Origin of the sequence: Nonomuraea aurantiaca, assembly GCF_020215705.1 — a bacterium.
Classification (GTDB): domain Bacteria; phylum Actinomycetota; class Actinomycetes; order Streptosporangiales; family Streptosporangiaceae; genus Nonomuraea; species Nonomuraea aurantiaca.
In genome coordinates this window covers 87,157-105,603 of sequence record NZ_JAIWNB010000015.1, presented here as the reverse complement: position 1 = coordinate 105,603, position 18,447 = coordinate 87,157, and the positions used below count along the sequence as shown (strand labels likewise).

The following is an 18,447-nucleotide window of genomic DNA, read 5'->3' as shown; positions in this document are numbered from 1 at the left end:
TCTTTCCGCGCACGGACTGACCTCCGGTAGTGGCTTCGGGCGGCACGACGCTAGTGGCGCCCGCGCCGTCGCCTCTACCGGTTCACGGAAAGATGGTCACCACTCTCCGAAGACCGTGACTCCATTGACGCTGATGGCCTCGCACAGCTGATCCGGATGGACCCCCTTGACCTCCGCGAGACAGCGGAGAGTGAGAGGGATGAGGTAGGGCGCGTTGGGCTTGCCCCGATAGGGCACCGGCGGCAGGTAGGGGGCGTCGGTCTCGACCAGCATGAGCTCCGTCGGCGCCACCCGAGCCGCCTCGCGCAGGTAGGAGGCGTTCTTGTAGGTGACCGGACCGGAAAAAGACATGAAATATCCGGCTTCGGCGCACTTTTTCGCCATTTCTGGGTCGCCCGAGAAGCTGTGGAACACCACCACCGGCGGCGCACCCACCTCGGCCAGCACCTTCAGCACGTCGTCGTGCGCGTCACGGTCGTGGATGACCAGCGCCTTACCGGTGCGCTTGGCGATCTCGATGTGCGCCCGGAAGCTCGCGTGCTGGTCCTCCTTGGCCGCCCAGTCGCGGTAGTAGTCGAGCCCGGTCTCCCCCACCGCCCGCACCTCGGCGCGCCCGGCCAGCGCCTCGATCTCGGCCAGCGTCTCGGGCGTGGCCGCGTGCGCCTCGTTGGGATGGATGGCGACGCCGGCGTAGATCCCCTCGTGCTCCGCGGCCGCCTCGGCGTTCCACCGGGAGGACGGCAGGTCGTAGCCGATCGTGACGAGCCGGGTCACGCCGACGGCCCGCGAGTCGTCGAGGATGCTCCGTACGCTCGCCGAAGCCGCCTGCGCCGCCTGCGCCACGGGATCGCCCGAGGACGCCTGCCGGTTGCCGACCATGATGTCGAGGTGGCAGTGACTGTCGAACACCGGTGCGGACAGCGGCTCGGGCGGGCTGGGAATCTTGCTCACGCCCTCTAAAGTAACGTCCATGCGCTTCGGCATTCTCGGCAGCACCCGTGCCTGGCGCGCGGACGGCGCCGAGGTGCCACTCGGCGGCCGGTCCCGGCGAGCCCTGCTGGCCCTGCTGCTCATCCGGCCCGGCGAGGTCGTCCCCCACGACCGGCTCATCGACGTCCTGTACGGCGAGCAGCCGCCCAAGAACGCCCAGCATGCCCTGCACTCCCAGGTGTCGAGGCTGCGCGGCGACGGCATCATGGTCGAGCGGGCGGCCACGGGCTACCGGCTGGCCGTCGATCCGGGCGACGTCGACGCGCACCGGTTCCTGCGGCTGGCCGAGGAGGGGCGGCAGGCACTCGATGCCGATCCCGGCCGGGCCGCCGCGTTGCTGGGCGAGGCGCTGTCCCTGTGGCGCGGCCCCGCGCTTTCCGACCTCGACGCGACGCACGCCGTACCCCTCGAAGAGCGGCACCTGGCCGCCCAGGAGGACCGGATCGAGGCCGACCTGCGGCGCGGCGCGCAGCGGGCGGCGATCCCGGAGCTCGGCGAGCTGATCGAACGCCACCCGCTGCGCGAGCGGCTGCGCGGCCAGCTCATGCGGGCGCTCAGCGCGGACGGCCGGCCGGCCGAGGCGCTGGTCGCGTACGAGCAGGCCAGGCGGCTGCTGGCCGACGAGCTGGGCGCCGACCCCTCGCCCGAGCTGTCCGGCCTGCACCAGAGCCTCTTACGCGGCGAACTCACCCACCTGACGCCACCCACCGCCGGACCAGCGGAACAGACCGCGCCCCGAGCATCCGAGCAGCGGCCGGCCGAACGAAACGCCAGGTCGGGGATGCCGGCCCGGCTCACCACGTTGGTCGGCCGGGACTACGACCTGGCCGCGGTCGATACGCTGCTCGGCTCGGCCCGCCTGGTGACGCTGTTGGGGCCGGGCGGCGCGGGCAAGACGCGGCTGGCGGTCGAGGTCGCCGGGCGGCGCCCCGACGCCTGCCTCGCCGAGCTGGCCGCCCTCACCGAGGGCGACGACCTCCCGCGCGCGCTGCTCACCGCGCTGGGCATACGCGAAGGCGGGCTGCTCGGCCCCCGGTCCGCCACGTCCGACGGCTTCTTCGACCGGCTGGTCACCGTGCTGACCGACCGGCCGTCGCTGCTGGTCCTGGACAACTGCGAGCACCTGATCGAGGACATCGCCGCCCTGGCCGAACGGCTGCTCGAAGCCTGTCCCCAGCTGCGCGTCCTGGCGACCAGCCGCGAGCCGCTGGGCATCACGGCCGAGCACCTCTGGCCGGTCCGTCCACTGTCCGAGGCGGACGCTGTGCGGCTGTTCACCGACCGGGCGAAGGCGGTTCGCCCAGATTTCGTGGCTGACGAGGCGGTCGGCGAGATCTGCGCGGCGGTCGACGGCCTGCCGCTGGCCATCGAGCTGGCCGCCGCCCGCGTACGCACGCATGAGGCCCGCGAGCTGGCCGAACGCCTCGGCACCGACCGTTTCAAGCTGCTGTCGCGCGGCAGCCGCACCGCCGACGCCCGGCACCAGACACTGCGCGCGGTCGTCGCGTGGAGCTGGGAGCTGCTCACCGAGGGCGAACGCGCGATGGCCGCGCGGATGACAGTGTTCGCGGGCGGCGCGACGGCGGGGGCCGCCGCCGAGGTGTGCGGCCTGCCCGACGCCGAGGACCTGCTCGACTCGCTCGCCGACAAGTCACTGGTGACCGTCACGGACGGCCGCTACGGCATGCTGGAGACCATCCGCGCCTTCTGCGCGGAAGAACTGACCGGCGAAGCTTCCGTACGGCGTGCGCACGCCCGCTATTTCCTCGCCCTCGCCGAGCGGGCCGACCCGCACCTGCGCGCGGCCGAGCAGCTCGACTGGCTGGAGTCGCTGTCCGCCGAGCACGACAACCTCCGGGCCGCCCTGACCTGGGCGGCCGAGGCGGGCGAGGTGCGGCTGGGCATGCGGCTGCTGGCGGCGCAGTCCACATACCTGTGGATGCGCGGGATGCGCGGCACGGCCACGGCCTCGGCGATCGAATTGCTCAACACGGCGGGGCCGGATCCGGACCTCGGCGACGCGTACGTGCTCTGCCTTCTGGCCACGGCCGGCGACGAGACGGCCGGCGAGCTGTGGACCCGGCACTCCGCCGCGGCCGACGCGATCGTGTCGGCGAGCGGGGGGGCGCGCGACTATCCCGTCCTCACGTTCCTGTGGCCGATGATCACGGCGGCCACGCACGCCCCCGAGGCCGCGCTCGCGGTGATCTCCAGGGCCGCGCACAGCCCCGACCCTTGGGAACGCGCGATGTCCCGGTTCATGTGGGCCTATTCGCTGCTGGCCCGTGGCGAGCACACCCGGGCGCAGGCCGATCTGGTCTCGGCGCTCGACGACCTGCGCGCTCTCGGCGACCGGTGGGGCTCGATGCTCTCGCTCGACGCGCTGGCCATGCTGGCGGGCCTCCACGGCAGCCGGGAGACCGCGCTGGCCCACACCGACGAGGCGATCGCGCTGGCCGAGGAGCTGGGCGCGACCGAGGACCTGGCCGATCTGCTGTGCAACCGGGGCGACCACAACCTGCGCGCCGACCCGGCCGCCGCCAGGGCCGACTACGAGCGGGCCGCCGAGCTGGCCCGGCGCGTGGGCGTGCCGACGAACGTGGCGTCCGCGCTGCGCGGGCTCGGCGACCTGGCGCTGGAGGAGGGCGAGCTGGTCACGGCCCGCGAGCTCTACGAGGAGGCGCTGCGGCGCTCGGATCCCCGGTGGCTCAGGAGCGCCGGCAACAGGATCCGGATCCTGGTCGGGCTGGGCCGGCTCGCAGAGGCCGCCGACGACCGCGACGCGGCCAGGACCTCCTACCGGCAGGCCGTCGAGGTCGCGGTCGCGACGGGCCCGGCGCCGGAGAGCGCCGGCGCGTTCGAGTTGCTCGCCCGGCTCGCGCTCAACGACCTCGGCGCGGGCGACGGGCGGCCCGGCCCCGGCGACTCGCGAGCAGCCGCCGACGGCGCGTGCATGGCCGCCAAGCTGCTGGGGGCCGCCACCGTGATGCTCGGCGGGATCCATCCCGGCACACCCATCGGCGAGGACACCTCCGCCCGGGCGCGGGCCGTCCTGGGCGAGGAGGCGTACGAGCGGGCCTGGAACGAGGGCGCGGCGTTCACTCACTCCCAAGCGGCCCTCCTGGCGGGCGTGTCCGAGGCGGTGATCGCCGTCTCACCGTTGCGCACGATCGCCACCCTGCCCGGTGAGCTCGGGGTGAGCCTCCGGTGAGCGCGCCAGGCGAGGCTCGTCGGCATGGACATCCTGATCTCCGGCGCGAGCGTCGCCGGCCCCGCCCTGGCCTACTGGCTCAACCGCTCCGGGCACTCCACCACGATCGTCGAACGGGCGCCCTCCCTGCGTGAGGGCGGCTACTCCGTCGACTTCCGCGGCGACGTCCACCTGACCGTGCTCCGCAAGATGGGCATACTTCACGAAATCCAGCGGCAGCAGACCAACATGGGCGCCATGTGGAACGTCAACGAGGCGGGCAAGAAGCTGAGCGCCCTGCCGGCCGACCTGTTCGCCGGCGACGTCGAGATCCTGCGCGGCGACCTCGCCAAGATCCTTTACGACCTCACCAGGGACCGCACCGAGTACATCTTCAACGACTCCGTCGCCGCGCTCGACGAGGACGCCGACGGGGTCACCGTCACGTTCGAGCGGGGTCCGAGCCGGCGCTTCGACCTGGTGGTCGGCGCCGACGGCCTGCACTCGAAGGTGCGCGAGCTGGCCTTCGGTCCCGAACGGGAGTTCATCTCGTACCTGGGCCTGTACTGCGCGGTCTTCACGACGGAGAACTACCTCGGCCTCGACCACAGCGGCCACGCCTACAACACACCGGGCAAGATGGTCGCCCTCTACAGCGCCAGGCAGAACACCGAGGCCAAGGCCATGTTCTGGTTCGGTTCGCCGGAGCTGACCTATGACCGCCACGACACCCGCCGGCAGCAGGACCTGCTGGAACAGGCGATGGCGGGCGTCGGCTGGGAGGCGCCCCGGCTGCTGCGGGACATGCGGCGGGCCGACGACTTCTACTTCGACGCCATCGCCCAGGTGCGCATGGACCGCTGGTCACACGGCCGGGTGGTACTGCTCGGCGACGCCGCCTGGTGCGCCTCGCCGCTGTCGGGCATGGGCACCGGGCTCGCCATGGTGGGCGCGTACGTGCTCGCGGGCGAGCTGGCGGCAGCCCGCGACCACCGGACCGCCTTCGCCGGGTACGAGGCGGCCATGCGCGACTACGTGCTCACCTGCCAGAAGTCCGGCGAGGGAGTCAGCAAGTTCATGGTGCCGGAGACCAGGTTCATGCGGTGGTTCATGAACCAGAACTACAAGCTGATGCCCTATCTGCCCTTTACCGGGCTGATGGCGCGGACCGCACGGAAGACGGCCAGCGCCATCACGCTCAAGGACTATGACCTCAGTCGGCCAGCCGGGCCAGCTCCTCGTCCACGACCTTCGGGTCGAGCTTCTTGAACAGCGGCACGGGCGGCGCGAGCGGCGTGCCCGGCTTGATCTGCCGGTGCTCCCATTGAGCCGCCCCCTGGTAGTCGCCGGTGATCACCGGGTAGGGGGTGCCGCCGTCCTCGTCGACGTCGTGCATCTCCGGCATGCCGGACCAGACGCCCTCGCCGCCGAGCATCGCGTGGACCTTGTTGGAGGAGCCGGGCAGGAACGGCGTGAGCATCGTCTTGGCGTCGTCGACCACCTGGAGGGCGACGTGCAGGATCGACTTCTGCCGCTCCGCGTCGTCCTTGAGCTTCCACGGCTCCTGCTCGGCCAGGTAGCGGTTGGCGTCGCGGACCACGTCGAACGCCTCGGTGATGGCGTTCTTGAATCGCGAGCGGTTGAGCTCCGCCCCGACGGGCCCGAAGGCGTTGCGCGAGCGCTCCAGCAGCGCCCGGTCGGCGTCGGTCAGCTCGCCGGCCTCGGGGATCGCGCCGAAGTTCTTGGCCGCCATGGAGATCGACCGGTTGACCAGGTTGCCCCAGGCCGCGACGAGCTCGCCGTTGTTGCGGTTGACGAACTCCTGCCAGGTGAAGTCGGTGTCCTGGTTTTCCGGTCCGGCCACGGCGATGTAGTAGCGCAGCGCGTCGGCGTCGTAGCGGGCCAGGAAGTCGCGGACGTAGATGACGACCTGCCGGGAGGAGGAGAACTTCTTGCCCTCCATGGTCAGGAACTCGCTGGAGACCACCTCGGACGGGACGTTGAGCGCGCCCAGCGCCCCCGGCGAGCCGCCCCTGGCGCCCTGCCCGCTGTAGCCGAACAGCATCGCGGGCCAGATCTCGGCGTGGAAGACGATGTTGTCCTTGCCCATGAAGTAGTAGCCGCGGGCGTCGGGATTCTGCCACCACTGGCGCCACGCGTCGGGGTCGCCGGAGCGCTTGGCCCACTCGATGGAGGCGGACAGGTAGCCGATGACGGCGTCGAACCAGACGTAGAGCCGCTTGTTGGGCTGGTCGCGCCAGCCGTCGAGCGGAATCGGCACGCCCCAGTCGAGGTCGCGGCTGATCGCCCGCGGCTGCAGGTCACCCAGCAGGTTGAGGGCGAACTTGAGCACGTTGGGCCGCCACTCACCCTGCTTGGACTGCAGGTAGGAGCCGAGCACCTCGGCGAAGGCGGGCAGATCGAGCATGAAGTGCTCGGTCTCCGTGAAGATCGGCGTCTCGCCGTTGATGCGGCTCTTGGGGTTGATGAGCTGGATCGGGTCGAGCTGGTTGCCGCAGTTGTCGCACTGGTCGCCGCGGGCACCGTCGTAGCCGCAGATGGGGCAGGTGCCCTCGATGTAACGGTCGGGCAGGGTGCGTCCGGTGGACGGGGAGATCGCGCCCATCGTGGTCTTGGGGAAGATGTAGCCGTTGTCGTAGAGGCCCTTGAAGATCGCCTGCGTGACGGCGTAGTGATTCTTCGTCGTCGTGCGGGTGAACAGGTCGTAGGACAGCCCCAGGCCGGTCAGGTCTTCGGCGATCACCCGGTTGTAGCGGTCGGCGAGCTCGCGGGCGCTCACGCCCTCCTTGTCGGCCTGCACCTGGATGGGCGTGCCGTGCTCGTCGGTGCCGGACACCATCAGCACCTTGTTGCCCGCCATCCGCTGGTAGCGGCTGAAGACGTCGGACGGCACGCCGAATCCGGATACGTGCCCGATGTGGCGAGGGCCGTTAGCGTACGGCCACGCTACGGCGGTCAAGATGTGCTGGGACATAGGCCAAGCCTACGGTGCGACCGCGGTCGCCTCGCACCGAATCCCGGCACGAGGCGAACGATCAGCGCGTCTGGGACTCCTCGCGGGACACGGCCTCGGCCGCCTCCTCGGCCACCTTGGCGGCGACGTCTATCGAGCTCTCGCGGGTGCGGCGGATGCCCAGGATGCTGATGAACAGCGCCGCGAAGATGGTCTGGAAACTCATGATGAGCGCCGTCGCCGACGGCACGACGATGCGCAGCGACTCGCGCGGGTCCAGCGAGCCGAAGCTGCGGACCTGCCAGTGCGACAGCGACATCACCAGGCCGACGAGACCGGCCAGGGCCAGCAACCCGCCGACCACCAGGCCCTTCTCCAGGGTGACGATGTCGATGAGCCTGCGGATGCGTGGCGACTCGGGCAGGAAGCCCTCCTCGGCCGCGTAGACCTTGGTGAACAGCGCGAACAACGCCGCCTGGAAGCCGATCACCACCGCCGCCGACGCGCCGACCAGGGTGTCGACGTCGAAGGCGAGCTCGCCGATCTCGACCGGGCCGAACGTCAGCGCCGTGCCAGCGACCAGTCCGATGATCATCAGCAGGATGCCGGGATAGAAGAACAGCCACTTGGGGCTGTACAGCATCAGGAAGCGCAGGTGGCGCCAGCCGTCACGCCAGGAGCGCAGGTGCGGCGGCCGGGAGCGGCCGTCGGGCGACAGCGTGGTGGGCACCTCGCGCACGTCGAGGCCGGACAGCGTGGAGCGGACGACCATCTCGGAGGCGAACTCCATGCCGCCCGTCTGCAGCTGGAGCTTCAGGATCGAGTCGCGCCGGAACCCGCGCAGGCCGCAGTGGAAGTCGCCGATGGCCGACGGGAAGAACAGCCGGCCGATGAACGACAGCACCGGGTTGCCCAGGTAGCGGTGGAGCGGAGGCATGGCGCCGGGGGCGATGCCCCCCTTGAACCGGTTGCCCATCACGAGATCGGCACCGTCGCGCAGTTGTTCGACGAATGGGAGCAACGAGGTGAAGTCGTAGGAGTCGTCGGCATCGCCCATGATGACGTATTTGCCGCGCGCGGCACGGATTCCGCCCATGAGGGCGTTGCCGTAGCCCTTCTCATCGACGTGGACGACACGCGCACCGGCGTCGCGGGCGAGCTGCTGCGAGCCGTCCGTGCTGCCGTTGTCGGCGATCAGGACTTCGCCCTCGATGCCGTGCTCTTCCATGCACGCCAGTGCCTTGCGTACACAGACTTCCACGGTCTCCGCCTCGTTGAGGCAGGGCATGACCACCGTCAGTTCCACGTCTCAACCCTTCAGTTAAGGCTCTTCCAGCCCACCATCATGCCCTGTGCCCGAGGATGGTCGGGTCAAGTCCTAAAAACGACTGGCATTCTTTACAGCATGGTGAGCGTCGCGGAGATTACCCCCGGGGACCCCTCCGCCCCTGGCCGGATAGCGCGCGTGTGGGCGTTCGTCGGCCGTCATCGGGTGTTCGCCGCCGCATTCGCCATTGGCGGGGTGCTGCGGCTGATCACCATGCTCGGCTACGGCCCGGCGATGTGGTTCAACGACTCCTACGAGTACGTCTCCGTGGCGCTGCACCCCCGGCCGCACCCGATCCGGCCCGACGGTTACGGGTTCTGGCTGCTGCTGCTCAAGCCGTTCCACAGTTTCACCCTGGTGACCATGTCCCAGCACCTGATGGGCCTGGCCACGGGCGCGCTCATCTACGCGTTGCTGCGCGCGAAGTTCGGGCTGCCCAAGTGGGGGGCGACGCTGGCGGCCGTCCCGGTGCTGTTCGACGCCTACCAGATCCAGCTCGAACAGCTCATCATGTCCGACACGCTGTTCACGCTGCTGGTCGTGGGCGTGATCACGATCGTCCTGTGGAACCGGCGGATGTCCTGGAAGCTGGGCGTGGTCGTCGGGCTGCTGCTCGCGCTCACCGCGCTCACCCGCTCGATCGGCCTGCCGATCCTCGCCCTGGTCGTCGCGTACCTGCTCATCAAGCGGACCGGGTGGAAGGCGATCGTGGCCGTGATCATGGCCTGCGCGGTCCCGGTCCTCGCCTACATGGGGTGGTTCTCAACAAATTTCGGTAAATTCGCGATGACCAACAGCGACGGGCTCATCCTTTACATGCGCACGGCGATCTTCGCCGATTGCAACAAGATGCACATCGACAAATATCGGGAGCTCCAGATGCTGCTCCTGTGCATCAACGATCCGGTCAATCAGCGCAAGGACTACGCGCAGTGGTACCTCTGGGGCCAGGGCAACGGCGACGGCCAGGGCACGGGTGAGGTGCTGCACCGCTGGGGCGCGGGCAAGAAGTTCACCGACATCACCAACGAGGCCGCCAGCGCGTTCGCCACGCGGGCGATCACCTCGCAGCCCGGCGACTACCTGAAGGTGGTGGCGCGTGACTTCTTCCGCGCCTTCAACTGGGGCCGGCCGCGCTTCCCGGACGAGAAGACGTACAACATGTATCGCTTCATCCCGTTCTACGAGCTGGATGACAGCGGCAATCCCAAGCGACTGCCCCAGTGGCCCTCCTACCAGGGCCGCACGGACACCGACGCCTACACCTACGAGCAGGGCCCGCCCGAGACGAAGATCGTCGCACCCTTCGCGCAGATCATGAGCGGCTACCAGCAGGTGGTCTACCTGCCCGGCATCGTGCTGGGCGGCGTGATGCTGATCGGCCTGTACGGCACGGTGGTCCGCTGGCGCCGGTTCGGCGGGCCGGTGATCCTGCCCTGGCTCGGGGCGTTCGGCCTGCTGCTCGCGCCCGCCGCGACGGCGGAGTTCGACTACCGCTACGTCCTGCCGGCGGTCCCCCTGGCCTGCATCGCGGCGGCGATCACGCTGCGCCGCGGCGTCACTTGGGCGCGGGTACGACCCAAGCCCGCGTCAGCATCCGAGCCCACCACTGTGCCTGCGTGAGCGTCTCGGCCACCAGCACCGGGTAGAGCCACCAGAAGTTGATCAGGACGATCAGCGTGAACGCCCCTACGACCGCGGCCCCCACCGCCCGCCGCGCGGGCGGGGCGCTCTCCTTCCCGATCACCAGCCCCGCGACCAGGACGAGCGCCAGCACCATGAACGGCACCACGGGGATCATGTAGAAGAGGTACATGGTCCGCTTGTCGGCGATGGCGTAGTAGAACCACGGCAGCCAGCCGGCGGCGAAGGTCAGCAGCACCGCCCCGGCTCGCCAGTCGCGCGTGGCGACGTACCAGGCGATGAGTCCCAGCAGGGCGAGCATGGCGGCGTACCAGAGGGCGGGCGTGCCCACCCCCAGCACGGCCTGCGAGCACTTGTCCGCCCCGCACGCCGAAGGCGGCAGGTCCGTCGGGTAGAAGAAGGAGACCGGCCGGAACAGGACCGGCCAGGTCCACGGATCCGACATGTACGGGTGATAGTCGTGCAGCCCGGTGTGGTAGCCGAGCACCTGCCCCTGATACTTCAGCCACGACCGCACCGAGTCGACGACGAAGAACAGCGGCCCCGACGACGTCGCCTGGTCCCAGTTGCGCCCGTAGCCGCCCGCGGTGACGAACCAGCCCGTCCACGAGGCCACGAAGGTCAGCGCGGGCACCAGCCCGAGCGCGGCCAGCCCCGACGGCATGTCCTTGGCCAAGGCGCCGGAGTAGGGATTGCGCAGCCCGACGGCCCGTCTGGCCCCCATATCCCACAGCAGGCTCATGACCGCGAACGCGATCAAGAAGAAGATCCCTGACCACTTCACCGCGCAGGCCGCCCCCAGGCAGAGGCCCGCGGCGATCCGCCATGGCCGCAGGCCGAGCCCCGGCCCCTGCGGCGACAGCGGCGAGCTGTCGTACCAGTCGGCCAGCCGTTGCCGGGACCAGTCGCGGTCGACCACCAGGCAGGCGAACCCGGCCAGCACCCAGAACATCAGGAAGATGTCCAGCAGCGCCGTACGCGACAGCACCAGGTGCAGCCCGTCCAGCGAGAGCAGCAGCCCGCCCAGGCAGCCCAGCATCGTCGAGCGGGTCATCCGCCGCGCCAGCCGGGCCAGGATGAGGATCGACAGCGTCCCGACCACCGCCGCGGCGAACCGCCAGCCGTAGGGGTTCATGCCGAACAGCCACTCGCCCACGCCGATCATCCACTTGCCCAGCGGCGGGTGGGCGACGAAGGAGGCGCAGTCGGTCGTGTTCGGGCAGTGCTTGAAGATGTCGAGGTTGCCGGCCATCAGCCGGTGGTCGGCCTCCGGGTTCTTGGAGTCACCGAGCGTGACCCGCTCGACCCCGAACCTGAGCAGCGAGTAGGCGTCCTTGAGGTAGTACGTCTCGTCGAAGACGATGGCCCTCGGCTCGCTCAACCTGACGAATCTCAGGATTCCGCCGAAGAGGGCGACCGCGATCGGCCCCAGCCACCCCCAGAGGGCGCCCCCTTGCATCGGCGGGACCAGCCGCTGTGCGGAAATCCCCCATTTCTTCACGATGCGCACCCTATGGCGTGGACGATCTCCTGTGAACCGCGTCGTAGAGCTCCCGCTTGGGCAGACCCGCCTCTTTGGCCACGTCGGCGACGGCCGCCTTGCGCTGCTCCCCGCCGGCCACGCGGCGGTCCACCTCGGCGACCAGTGACTCGATATCGGGCTCGGTGTCGTCCGGGACGTGACCGGCCACCACGACGGTGATCTCACCCTTGACGCCGGCCGCCGCCCATGCGGCCAGCTCGCTCAGGCCGCCACGCCGTACCTCTTCGTAGGTCTTCGTGAGCTCGCGGCAGACGGCGGCCTTCCGTTCCTGGCCGAAGGCCTCCGCCATCGCCTCCAGCGCGCTCTGGAGCCGGTGGGGCGCCTCGAAGAACACCATCGTGCGCTCCTCCCTCGCCAGCGCAGAAAGGCGGCGAGCGCGCTCTCCAGGCTTGCGCGGCGGGAAGCCCTCGAAGCAGAACCGGTCACTGGCCAGACCGGAGACGGCCAGCGCGGTGGTGACGGCGCTCGGACCCGGCAGGGCGGTGACCGTGATGCCCTCCTCGACCGCGAGATGCGTCAGGCGGTAGCCGGGGTCGGACACACCCGGCATGCCCGCGTCGGTGATGACAACCACCGTCTGCCCCTGCTTGAGCGTCTCGACCAGCTCCGCCGCGCGTCCGGCCTCGTTGGCGTCGTAGTAGGAGACGACCCGCCCGCGGATCTCCACGCCGAGGTCGCCGGCCAGCCTGCGCAGGCGCCTGGTGTCCTCGGCCGCCACCACGTCGGCGTTCTCGAGCACCTCGCGCAGCCGCGGCGAAACGTCGCCCGCCTGCCCGATGGGGGCCCCTGCCAGCACCAACCTGCCCTTTACTGTCACCCGGCCATTGTGGCAGGGCATCCCGATAAGACTCTGTTTCCTGGGTAAGCACTGGCTTGAGGCCCGTACGATGTCCGAATGGCGGTGACCGATTTCCCGTACGAAACCTTTGGTCAGTCAAGTGGCCAACCGGCGGCGGACGAGAGCAGTCCCGGGACGCGATCCATCCGAGATCGGATGGTCCCGCCGATGCGTGGCAGCGTGCTGTGGGGCTGGTTGGGGCCGCTGTTCATCACCGTGTTCGGCGGGGTGCTGCGCTTCATGGGGCTCGGCCACCCGAAGGCCGTCGTCTTCGACGAGACCTATTACGCCAAGGACGGCTATTCGCTGATCACGTGGCTCGTGGAGCGGGTCACCATCAAGGATGCCGATAAGGCGCTCATCGCCGGCAACACCGACATCTGGCAGAAGTGCACGGAGGCGACGCTCGACAAGTGCGCCTCCTACGTGGTCCACCCGCCCCTGGGCAAGTGGATGATCGGCGCGGGCGAGTGGCTGTTCGGCATGAACCCCTACGGCTGGCGGTTCGCCGCGGCGGTGATCGGGACGCTGTCGATCCTGGTCCTGGCCCGGCTGGCCCGCCGGATGACCCGCTCGACCCTGCTCGGCTGCTTCGCCGGGCTCCTGCTGGCCCTCGACGGGCTGCACTTCGTGCTGTCGCGTACGGCGCTGCTGGACATCTTCCTGATGTTCTGGGTGCTGGCCGGGTTCGCCTGCCTGGTGGTCGACCGCGACCGGGCGCGCGAGCGGCTGGTCGACTGGTACGAGACCTCGCCGCTGTCGCCGCAGGGGCCCTGGCTGGGGCTGCGGCCGTGGCGGATCGCCGCCGGCCTCTGCCTGGGGGCCGCCATGGGGGTCAAGTGGTCAGGGGTGTTCTTCCTGGCCGCCTTCGCGGTCATGAGCCTGCTGTGGGACTTCGGCGCGCGGCGGGCCGTCGGCCTGCGCAACCCCTATTCTGGCGCCTTCGCCAAGGACGTGCCGACCGGTCTGGTCGCCTTCGCGCTGACCCCGTTCGTCACGTACATGGCCACCTGGACCGGCTGGTTCGTCAGCGCGGCCGGCTACGGCCGCAACTGGGACCAGGCCACCTCGTCGGGCCCGATCTACTTCGTCATCGACTCGATGCGGTCGTGGGTGCAGTACCAGTGGCAGGTCTTCTCCTTCCACAGCGGGCTGGCGACCTCACATCCCTACATGTCGGATCCGTGGCAGTGGCCGCTGCTGCTGCGCCCGGTCGCCTTCTACTACGAGGGCAACAAGGGCGGCGCCTGCGGCGCGAAGGACTGCGCCGAGGCCGTGCTCGGCGTGGGCACGCCGGTGATCTGGTTCGGCGCGCTGGCCGCGCTGATCGCCCTGATCGCCTGGTACGTCGCCACGCGGGACTGGCGGGCGGGCGCGGTGCTGCTGGCCTACGCGATGGGCTGGCTGCCCTGGTTCTACTTCGCGATCACCGAGAACCGCACGATGTTCCTGTTCTACGCGGTGCCGATGGTGCCGTTCATGGTGCTGGCCATCACCCTGTGCGCGGGTTTGCTGATAGGCCCCTCAGCGAAGACACCGGGTGGGGCTGTACCGTTGAGGCGTACGCTCGGGGCTGCGGCCGTCGGCGCGTTCGCACTACTCGCACTGATCAACTTCTGGTGGCTGCATCCGGTTCTGTCCGCCGAGCTGATCCCCTACACCGAGTGGAAGGCACGGATGCTCTTCGACAAGCGGTGGATTTGATCCGGTCACAGTTCCATATTTACTAATTTCATAGGGTAGTCGCAGTGCAAGACCCAATACGCACCGGTTTCGGTCATCGTCAGGCCCGGGGTCGATACGGCAAACTTCGAGGCATGAGTGCACCAGACGTCACCGCCCTGCTCGCCGAGTTGGAGCGCTCCGAGCCGGACTTGGCCGAAGAGGCCAGGACCGCTGTGGAGTGGTTGACGGGCGGGGAGCCGCTGGAGACGGTTACGCAGCTCGACGTCTGCGAGTTCCTCTGGTACACACTGCCGCTCAAGGTCGGTGGCGACCATGAGCGGCTGGCCCGCGCGCTCGGGCGGCTGCTGCAGGTCGGCGGGCTGGAGCGCTATGCCGGGCTGTGCGAATCGGCTACCACGGCCAAGATCCTGCGCACCTACGCCCGCGAGGGCGAGGACGCGGGCACCAGCGCCTACCAGGTGGCGCTCGAGGCCACCGGCGTGCTCCCGCCCGACGTGCCCGACCTCCAATGGAGCATGATCATGGGCCCCGAGGAGCTGGGCGCGCACGTCGCCTGCTCCGCGGCGCTGGAGCTGGCGATCGTCTCGGGCGAGAGCGTCGATCCCGGCGCACTGACCAAGCGCTGGCTCACCGCGCCGCGGACCGAGCTGGGCGGCGACAGCTGGCTGCACCGCGTGCACGGCGAACGCCTCAACCGCTGGGTGCTCGGCCGCGGCCCGGCCCGGCGCGAGCTGGCCCAGCCCTTCGAGGTACGGCTGCACGCTCCCGTCTCGGTCCAGAAGCTGCCCGCGCTGCACGGCCTGCTGTCACTGGCCGCCTCCGAAGGCAGCCTCCCCATGCGCCTGGCCCCCTCACCGGAGGCACTCCGGCTGCGCGAGCTGGCCGAACGCGAGCTGGGTGCGATCAGCCGCTCCGGCGTCCGGCTGTCGATCACCGACTACGGCCGGCGACTGCTCGACTCACCCGAGGCCATGTGGGACGCGGTCACCAAGCTGCTCCTGGCCAGGGGCGAGCACGAGTTCGAGGTCTCGGCACGTGAGGCCGCGCTCATGCTGCTGGCCGACGGCGCCCTGATGTCGCCCACCGAGCTGCGCGAACGGGTGGCCGAGGTGGTCGGCGGCGAGGGCTGGCATCCGGCGACGAGCCTTGAGGACGTCGCCACGCCGGTCATCGACCTGGTCGCCCAGCTCAAGGCACTCGGCCTGGCCTTCGCCGACGACCTCGCCGTACGGGTGACCCGCTCCGGCCAACTCGCGGCGCTGGCCGCCCTCCGCGCCCACGCACTGCGACCGAGGCAGTACGTGAGCGCAGGCTGACCCCCCGGAGAGGGTCCCCCCTCCCAGCACCGCGGACCGGCTTCCCCCGCTCTCCGGAACGGGGGCACCTCCCAAGGACCCCAACCACCACGGACCGGCCTCCTCCACAGCCTCGGAGGGGGCATCTTCCTGAGGGACCTCAGCCACCACGGACCGGCTTCCTCCTCTCCCCGGAGGGGGTATCCCTCCAAAAGGACACCAGCCACCACAGGACCGTCACAGGGGCTAAGACGGTCGTGTGACGGACCACCCGGAGGACGGCCCCGCTAGGGGACGCTGACGCGGCGGATGGCCTGCTTGAAGTCGGGACACTCCACGAACGGATCGTGGTCACAGACCGCCGCATGGCGCAGGCTGTCGCGCAGCCGGGTGAGTTGCGCGATCCGTTCGTCGACCTCGCGCTCCTTGGCGGCCATCCGCTCACGCAACACGGCGTCGGACGGCCCGGCCTGCAGGAACGCGGCGATCTCGGCGAGCGTGAACCCCGCGTCACGCGCGCAGGTGACCAGCGCCAGGCGGTCGAGCGTCTCGGGCAGGTACGACCGGCGCAGGCCGTTGCGCCCGTCGGCCGTGATGAGCCCCTTGCGCTCGTAGAACCGCAGCGCCGACGGCGCCAGACCCGCCCGCCGCGCCACCTCGCCGATGTCGAGCAACGTCTCGTCCACAGCCCGCTCCTTGACTTGACTTGAACCGCGCTTCAAGTCGCAGTCTAGAGCACATGACAATCCATCACCTGAATCTCGGCTCGATGCGCGAGATCGATTCGACCGAGTCCCTGCCCTCCGCGCCCGCCGTCTGCCACGCCCTGCTGGTCGAGACCCCCGACTCGGGGCTCGTCCTGGTGGAGGCGGGACTGGGACTGGACGACGTGACGCGGCCCGGCGAGCTGCTCGAGGCCGAGTGGGTCGAGCTGGTCGGGCCCGCGCTCCGGCCGGCGGAGACCGCCGTCCAGCAGATCGCCGGCCTCGGCTACGACCCGGCGGACGTACGGCACATCCTGCTGACCCACCTGGACGTCGACCACAGCGGCGGGCTGCCCGACTTCCCACAGGCGGAGGTGCACGTGATGGCGGCCGAGCTGCAGGCGGCGCTGACGGAGGCGCCGAACCGCCGCTACCGCCCCGGCCACTGGGCGCACGGCCCGCGCTGGGTCACCTACCCCGGCACCGGCGACACCTGGAACGGGGTCGAGGGGGTGCGGCCTTCGACGTTCTCGCCGGACTTCCTGATGGTGCCGCTCGGCGGGCACACGGTGGGCCACGCGGGTGTGGCGGTCAGGGACGGCGACCGGTGGCTGCTGCACGCCGGTGACGCCTACTTCTACCACCGCGAGCTGTCGGCCGACGACCCGCAAGCGCATCCGCTGATGGACAGCGTGCAGCTCGACTCGCAGGTGGACGAGGGGGCGCGGCTGACGAGCCAGGAGCGGCTGCGCGAGCTGGCGAACGTGCACGGGGTGGAGGTGTTCTCCGCGCACGACCCGTGGGAGCTGCACCGCATGAGTTGACGTCGTGGCGCGCCCAAACCGAGGTCTGACCAGGTGCCCGTCGGGCGCGCTCCAGCTGGGTCCGAGCGCCGTGGGGCGCGCTCCAGATGAGGTCTGACCAGCTGCCATGGGGCACGCTCCGGTTGAGGTCTGGTCAGTTGTCGTTGAGCGCGCTCTACTGGGCATGAACCGGTTGTCGCCCGCGCGCGTACCTCTGGCTGCCCGGCCACCGCGGCGCGCAGAACGCGGTGGCCGGGCCCGGAGCCCGCCGCGCGCAGCCGATCTCGCCCCCACCGAGACCGAGCCCGCCCCCTCTGAATCACTATGAATCACCCTGCCGTCCCGCCGATGTGAGCCCCTCCACGCGTGGACCAGCCATCCTTCCCTCGATCAGGGCAGGATCGTGCACTGCCCACCAGTTTGACGTGTGCGACATTAGCTGATTTAGTGCATCATCAATTGGCATCAAACTGGTTCGTAGAGAATGGTGCGCCGGATGCTGTCGAGGGTGCGGAGCGGATGAACGGTGACGGCGCGGAACAGCGCACCAAGCGTGAGCGTCTCGCCACGGAGCTGCGGCGCCTGCGTGACCTGGCCGGGATCTCCGGGCGCGACCTGGCGCATCGGGTAGGCATCAGCCAGTCCAAGGTCTCCCGCATCGAGTCGGGGAGCGTGATCCCCTCGCTGCCGGAGGTGACGGCGTGGGGCGAGGCGGTGGCGGCCTCGAGCCAGACCCGGGAATGGCTGACCGACCTGACCGAGGCGGCGTTCACCGAGATGCACAGCTGGCGGGCCGCGCTCCAGCGGCAAGCGCACCTGCAGGACGAGATCCGGGAGCAGGAGGACCAGGCGCAGCTGGTGCGGGGATTCCAGCCCACCGTCGTTCCGGGGCTGTTGCAGACCGCCGAGTATGCCCGGCGCATCTTCGCGTTGTTCGACCCGCCGTACAGCGAGGGCAATCTGTCCATGGCCGTCGCGGCTCGTTTGCAACGGCAGCTCGCCCTCTATGAGGAAAGCCGGCGTTTCGAATTCCTCATTACCGAGGGGGCGCTGAGGTGCCGCCCGGGATCGCCCAAACTCCTGCTCGCCCAATTGGACCGGATAGCCTCGCTGAGCACCCTGGAGAACGTCTCCATCGGCTTGATACCGCACAACACAGAAGCACTTGTCTGCCCCCCGCACGGTTTCACCGTCTACGAGAGCGACGGCAGCGCGGCGGATACTTTTGTGGAGATAGAAGTCGCGCATGTGAGGCTGACCGCCGGCCACGCCGACGACATCGCGGTCTATCAGCGGCAGTGGTCCCTGCTGAGCCGGATGGCCGTCTTCGGCGACGAGGCGCGGGACTTCCTCGCCACGATCAGCGCCGACGTCCGCGCCGCGGATCGGTGACCCCGCCTTGCGCACGACCGTCCGCCCAGCCCCCGGGAGCGGGCACCTCGCGCACTTCCCG

13 protein-coding genes are annotated in these 18,447 nt (G+C 69.9%); 7 read left to right on the top strand and 6 right to left on the bottom strand.

Annotated features, from left to right (window positions below; genetic code table 11):
* Nucleotides 1-96: 96 nt before the first annotated feature.
* Nucleotides 97-972, bottom strand: coding sequence for a TatD family hydrolase (locus LDL49_RS31390; RefSeq protein WP_225296286.1), 876 nt, complete (start codon nt 970-972; stop codon nt 97-99).
* On the opposite strand from LDL49_RS31390, the gene LDL49_RS31385 reads away from it, so the two are divergent.
* The gene (locus LDL49_RS31385) at nt 971-4,201 is read left to right on the top strand and encodes an ATP-binding protein (protein ID WP_225296284.1); all 3,231 of its coding nucleotides are present in this window, start codon (nt 971-973) and stop codon (nt 4,199-4,201) included. The genes LDL49_RS31390 and LDL49_RS31385 overlap by 2 nt on opposite strands.
* Before the next feature lie 24 nt (nt 4,202-4,225).
* The gene (locus LDL49_RS31380) at nt 4,226-5,449 is read left to right on the top strand and encodes an FAD-dependent monooxygenase (protein WP_225296281.1); all 1,224 of its coding nucleotides are present in this window, start codon (nt 4,226-4,228) and stop codon (nt 5,447-5,449) included.
* Here the strand turns inward: LDL49_RS31380 and metG are convergent.
* Both metG and LDL49_RS31370 read right to left on the bottom strand, forming a co-directional pair.
* Complete coding sequence (gene metG / locus LDL49_RS31375) at nt 5,394-7,175, bottom strand: methionine--tRNA ligase (protein ID WP_225296279.1); 1,782 nt, start codon at nt 7,173-7,175, stop codon at nt 5,394-5,396. The two genes, LDL49_RS31380 and metG, sit on opposite strands and share 56 nt — an antisense overlap.
* A gap of 61 nt (nt 7,176-7,236) precedes the next feature.
* On the bottom strand, nt 7,237-8,460 hold the full coding sequence (locus tag LDL49_RS31370; protein WP_225296276.1) for a glycosyltransferase family 2 protein: 1,224 nt from the start codon (nt 8,458-8,460) through the stop codon (nt 7,237-7,239).
* Between the two features lie 99 nt (nt 8,461-8,559).
* On the opposite strand from LDL49_RS31370, the gene LDL49_RS31365 reads away from it, so the two are divergent.
* Complete coding sequence (locus tag LDL49_RS31365; protein WP_225296274.1) at nt 8,560-10,104, top strand: hypothetical protein; 1,545 nt, start codon at nt 8,560-8,562, stop codon at nt 10,102-10,104.
* On the opposite strand, the gene LDL49_RS31360 is transcribed toward LDL49_RS31365, so the two are convergent.
* Together LDL49_RS31360 and rsmI are read right to left on the bottom strand one after the other, a co-directional pair.
* Nucleotides 10,040-11,626, bottom strand: coding sequence for a dolichyl-phosphate-mannose--protein mannosyltransferase (locus tag LDL49_RS31360; RefSeq protein WP_225296272.1), 1,587 nt, complete (start codon nt 11,624-11,626; stop codon nt 10,040-10,042). The two genes, LDL49_RS31365 and LDL49_RS31360, sit on opposite strands and share 65 nt — an antisense overlap.
* 10 nt (nt 11,627-11,636) lie before the next feature.
* Nucleotides 11,637-12,485, bottom strand: a complete 849-nt coding sequence (gene rsmI / locus LDL49_RS31355) for a 16S rRNA (cytidine(1402)-2'-O)-methyltransferase (RefSeq protein ID WP_225296270.1) — start codon at nt 12,483-12,485, stop codon at nt 11,637-11,639.
* Between the two features lie 189 nt (nt 12,486-12,674).
* Between rsmI and LDL49_RS31350 the strand changes: the two genes are divergently transcribed.
* Together LDL49_RS31350 and LDL49_RS31345 are read left to right on the top strand one after the other, a co-directional pair.
* Entirely contained in the window at nt 12,675-14,210 is a 1,536-nt protein-coding gene (locus tag LDL49_RS31350; protein WP_225296268.1) for a dolichyl-phosphate-mannose--protein mannosyltransferase, read from the top strand.
* 113 nt (nt 14,211-14,323) lie between these two features.
* Nucleotides 14,324-15,508 carry a hypothetical protein gene (locus tag LDL49_RS31345; protein WP_225296266.1) on the top strand — a complete coding sequence of 395 codons (1,185 nt, stop codon included), beginning with the start codon at nt 14,324-14,326 and terminating at the stop codon, nt 15,506-15,508.
* A 266-nt stretch (nt 15,509-15,774) separates the two neighbouring features.
* On the opposite strand, the gene LDL49_RS31340 is transcribed toward LDL49_RS31345, so the two are convergent.
* On the bottom strand, nt 15,775-16,173 hold the full coding sequence (locus LDL49_RS31340) for a MerR family transcriptional regulator (RefSeq protein WP_225296264.1): 399 nt from the start codon (nt 16,171-16,173) through the stop codon (nt 15,775-15,777).
* Between the two features lie 53 nt (nt 16,174-16,226).
* On the opposite strand from LDL49_RS31340, the gene LDL49_RS31335 reads away from it, so the two are divergent.
* Together LDL49_RS31335 and LDL49_RS31330 are read left to right on the top strand one after the other, a co-directional pair.
* A complete protein-coding gene (locus LDL49_RS31335; protein ID WP_225296262.1) occupies nt 16,227-17,015 on the top strand; it encodes an MBL fold metallo-hydrolase in 789 nt (262 codons plus the stop codon).
* A gap of 498 nt (nt 17,016-17,513) precedes the next feature.
* Nucleotides 17,514-18,386 (top strand): helix-turn-helix domain-containing protein, encoded by an 873-nt coding sequence (locus LDL49_RS31330; RefSeq protein ID WP_225296259.1) that lies wholly within the window; start codon nt 17,514-17,516, stop codon nt 18,384-18,386.
* Nucleotides 18,387-18,447 lie beyond the last annotated feature (61 nt).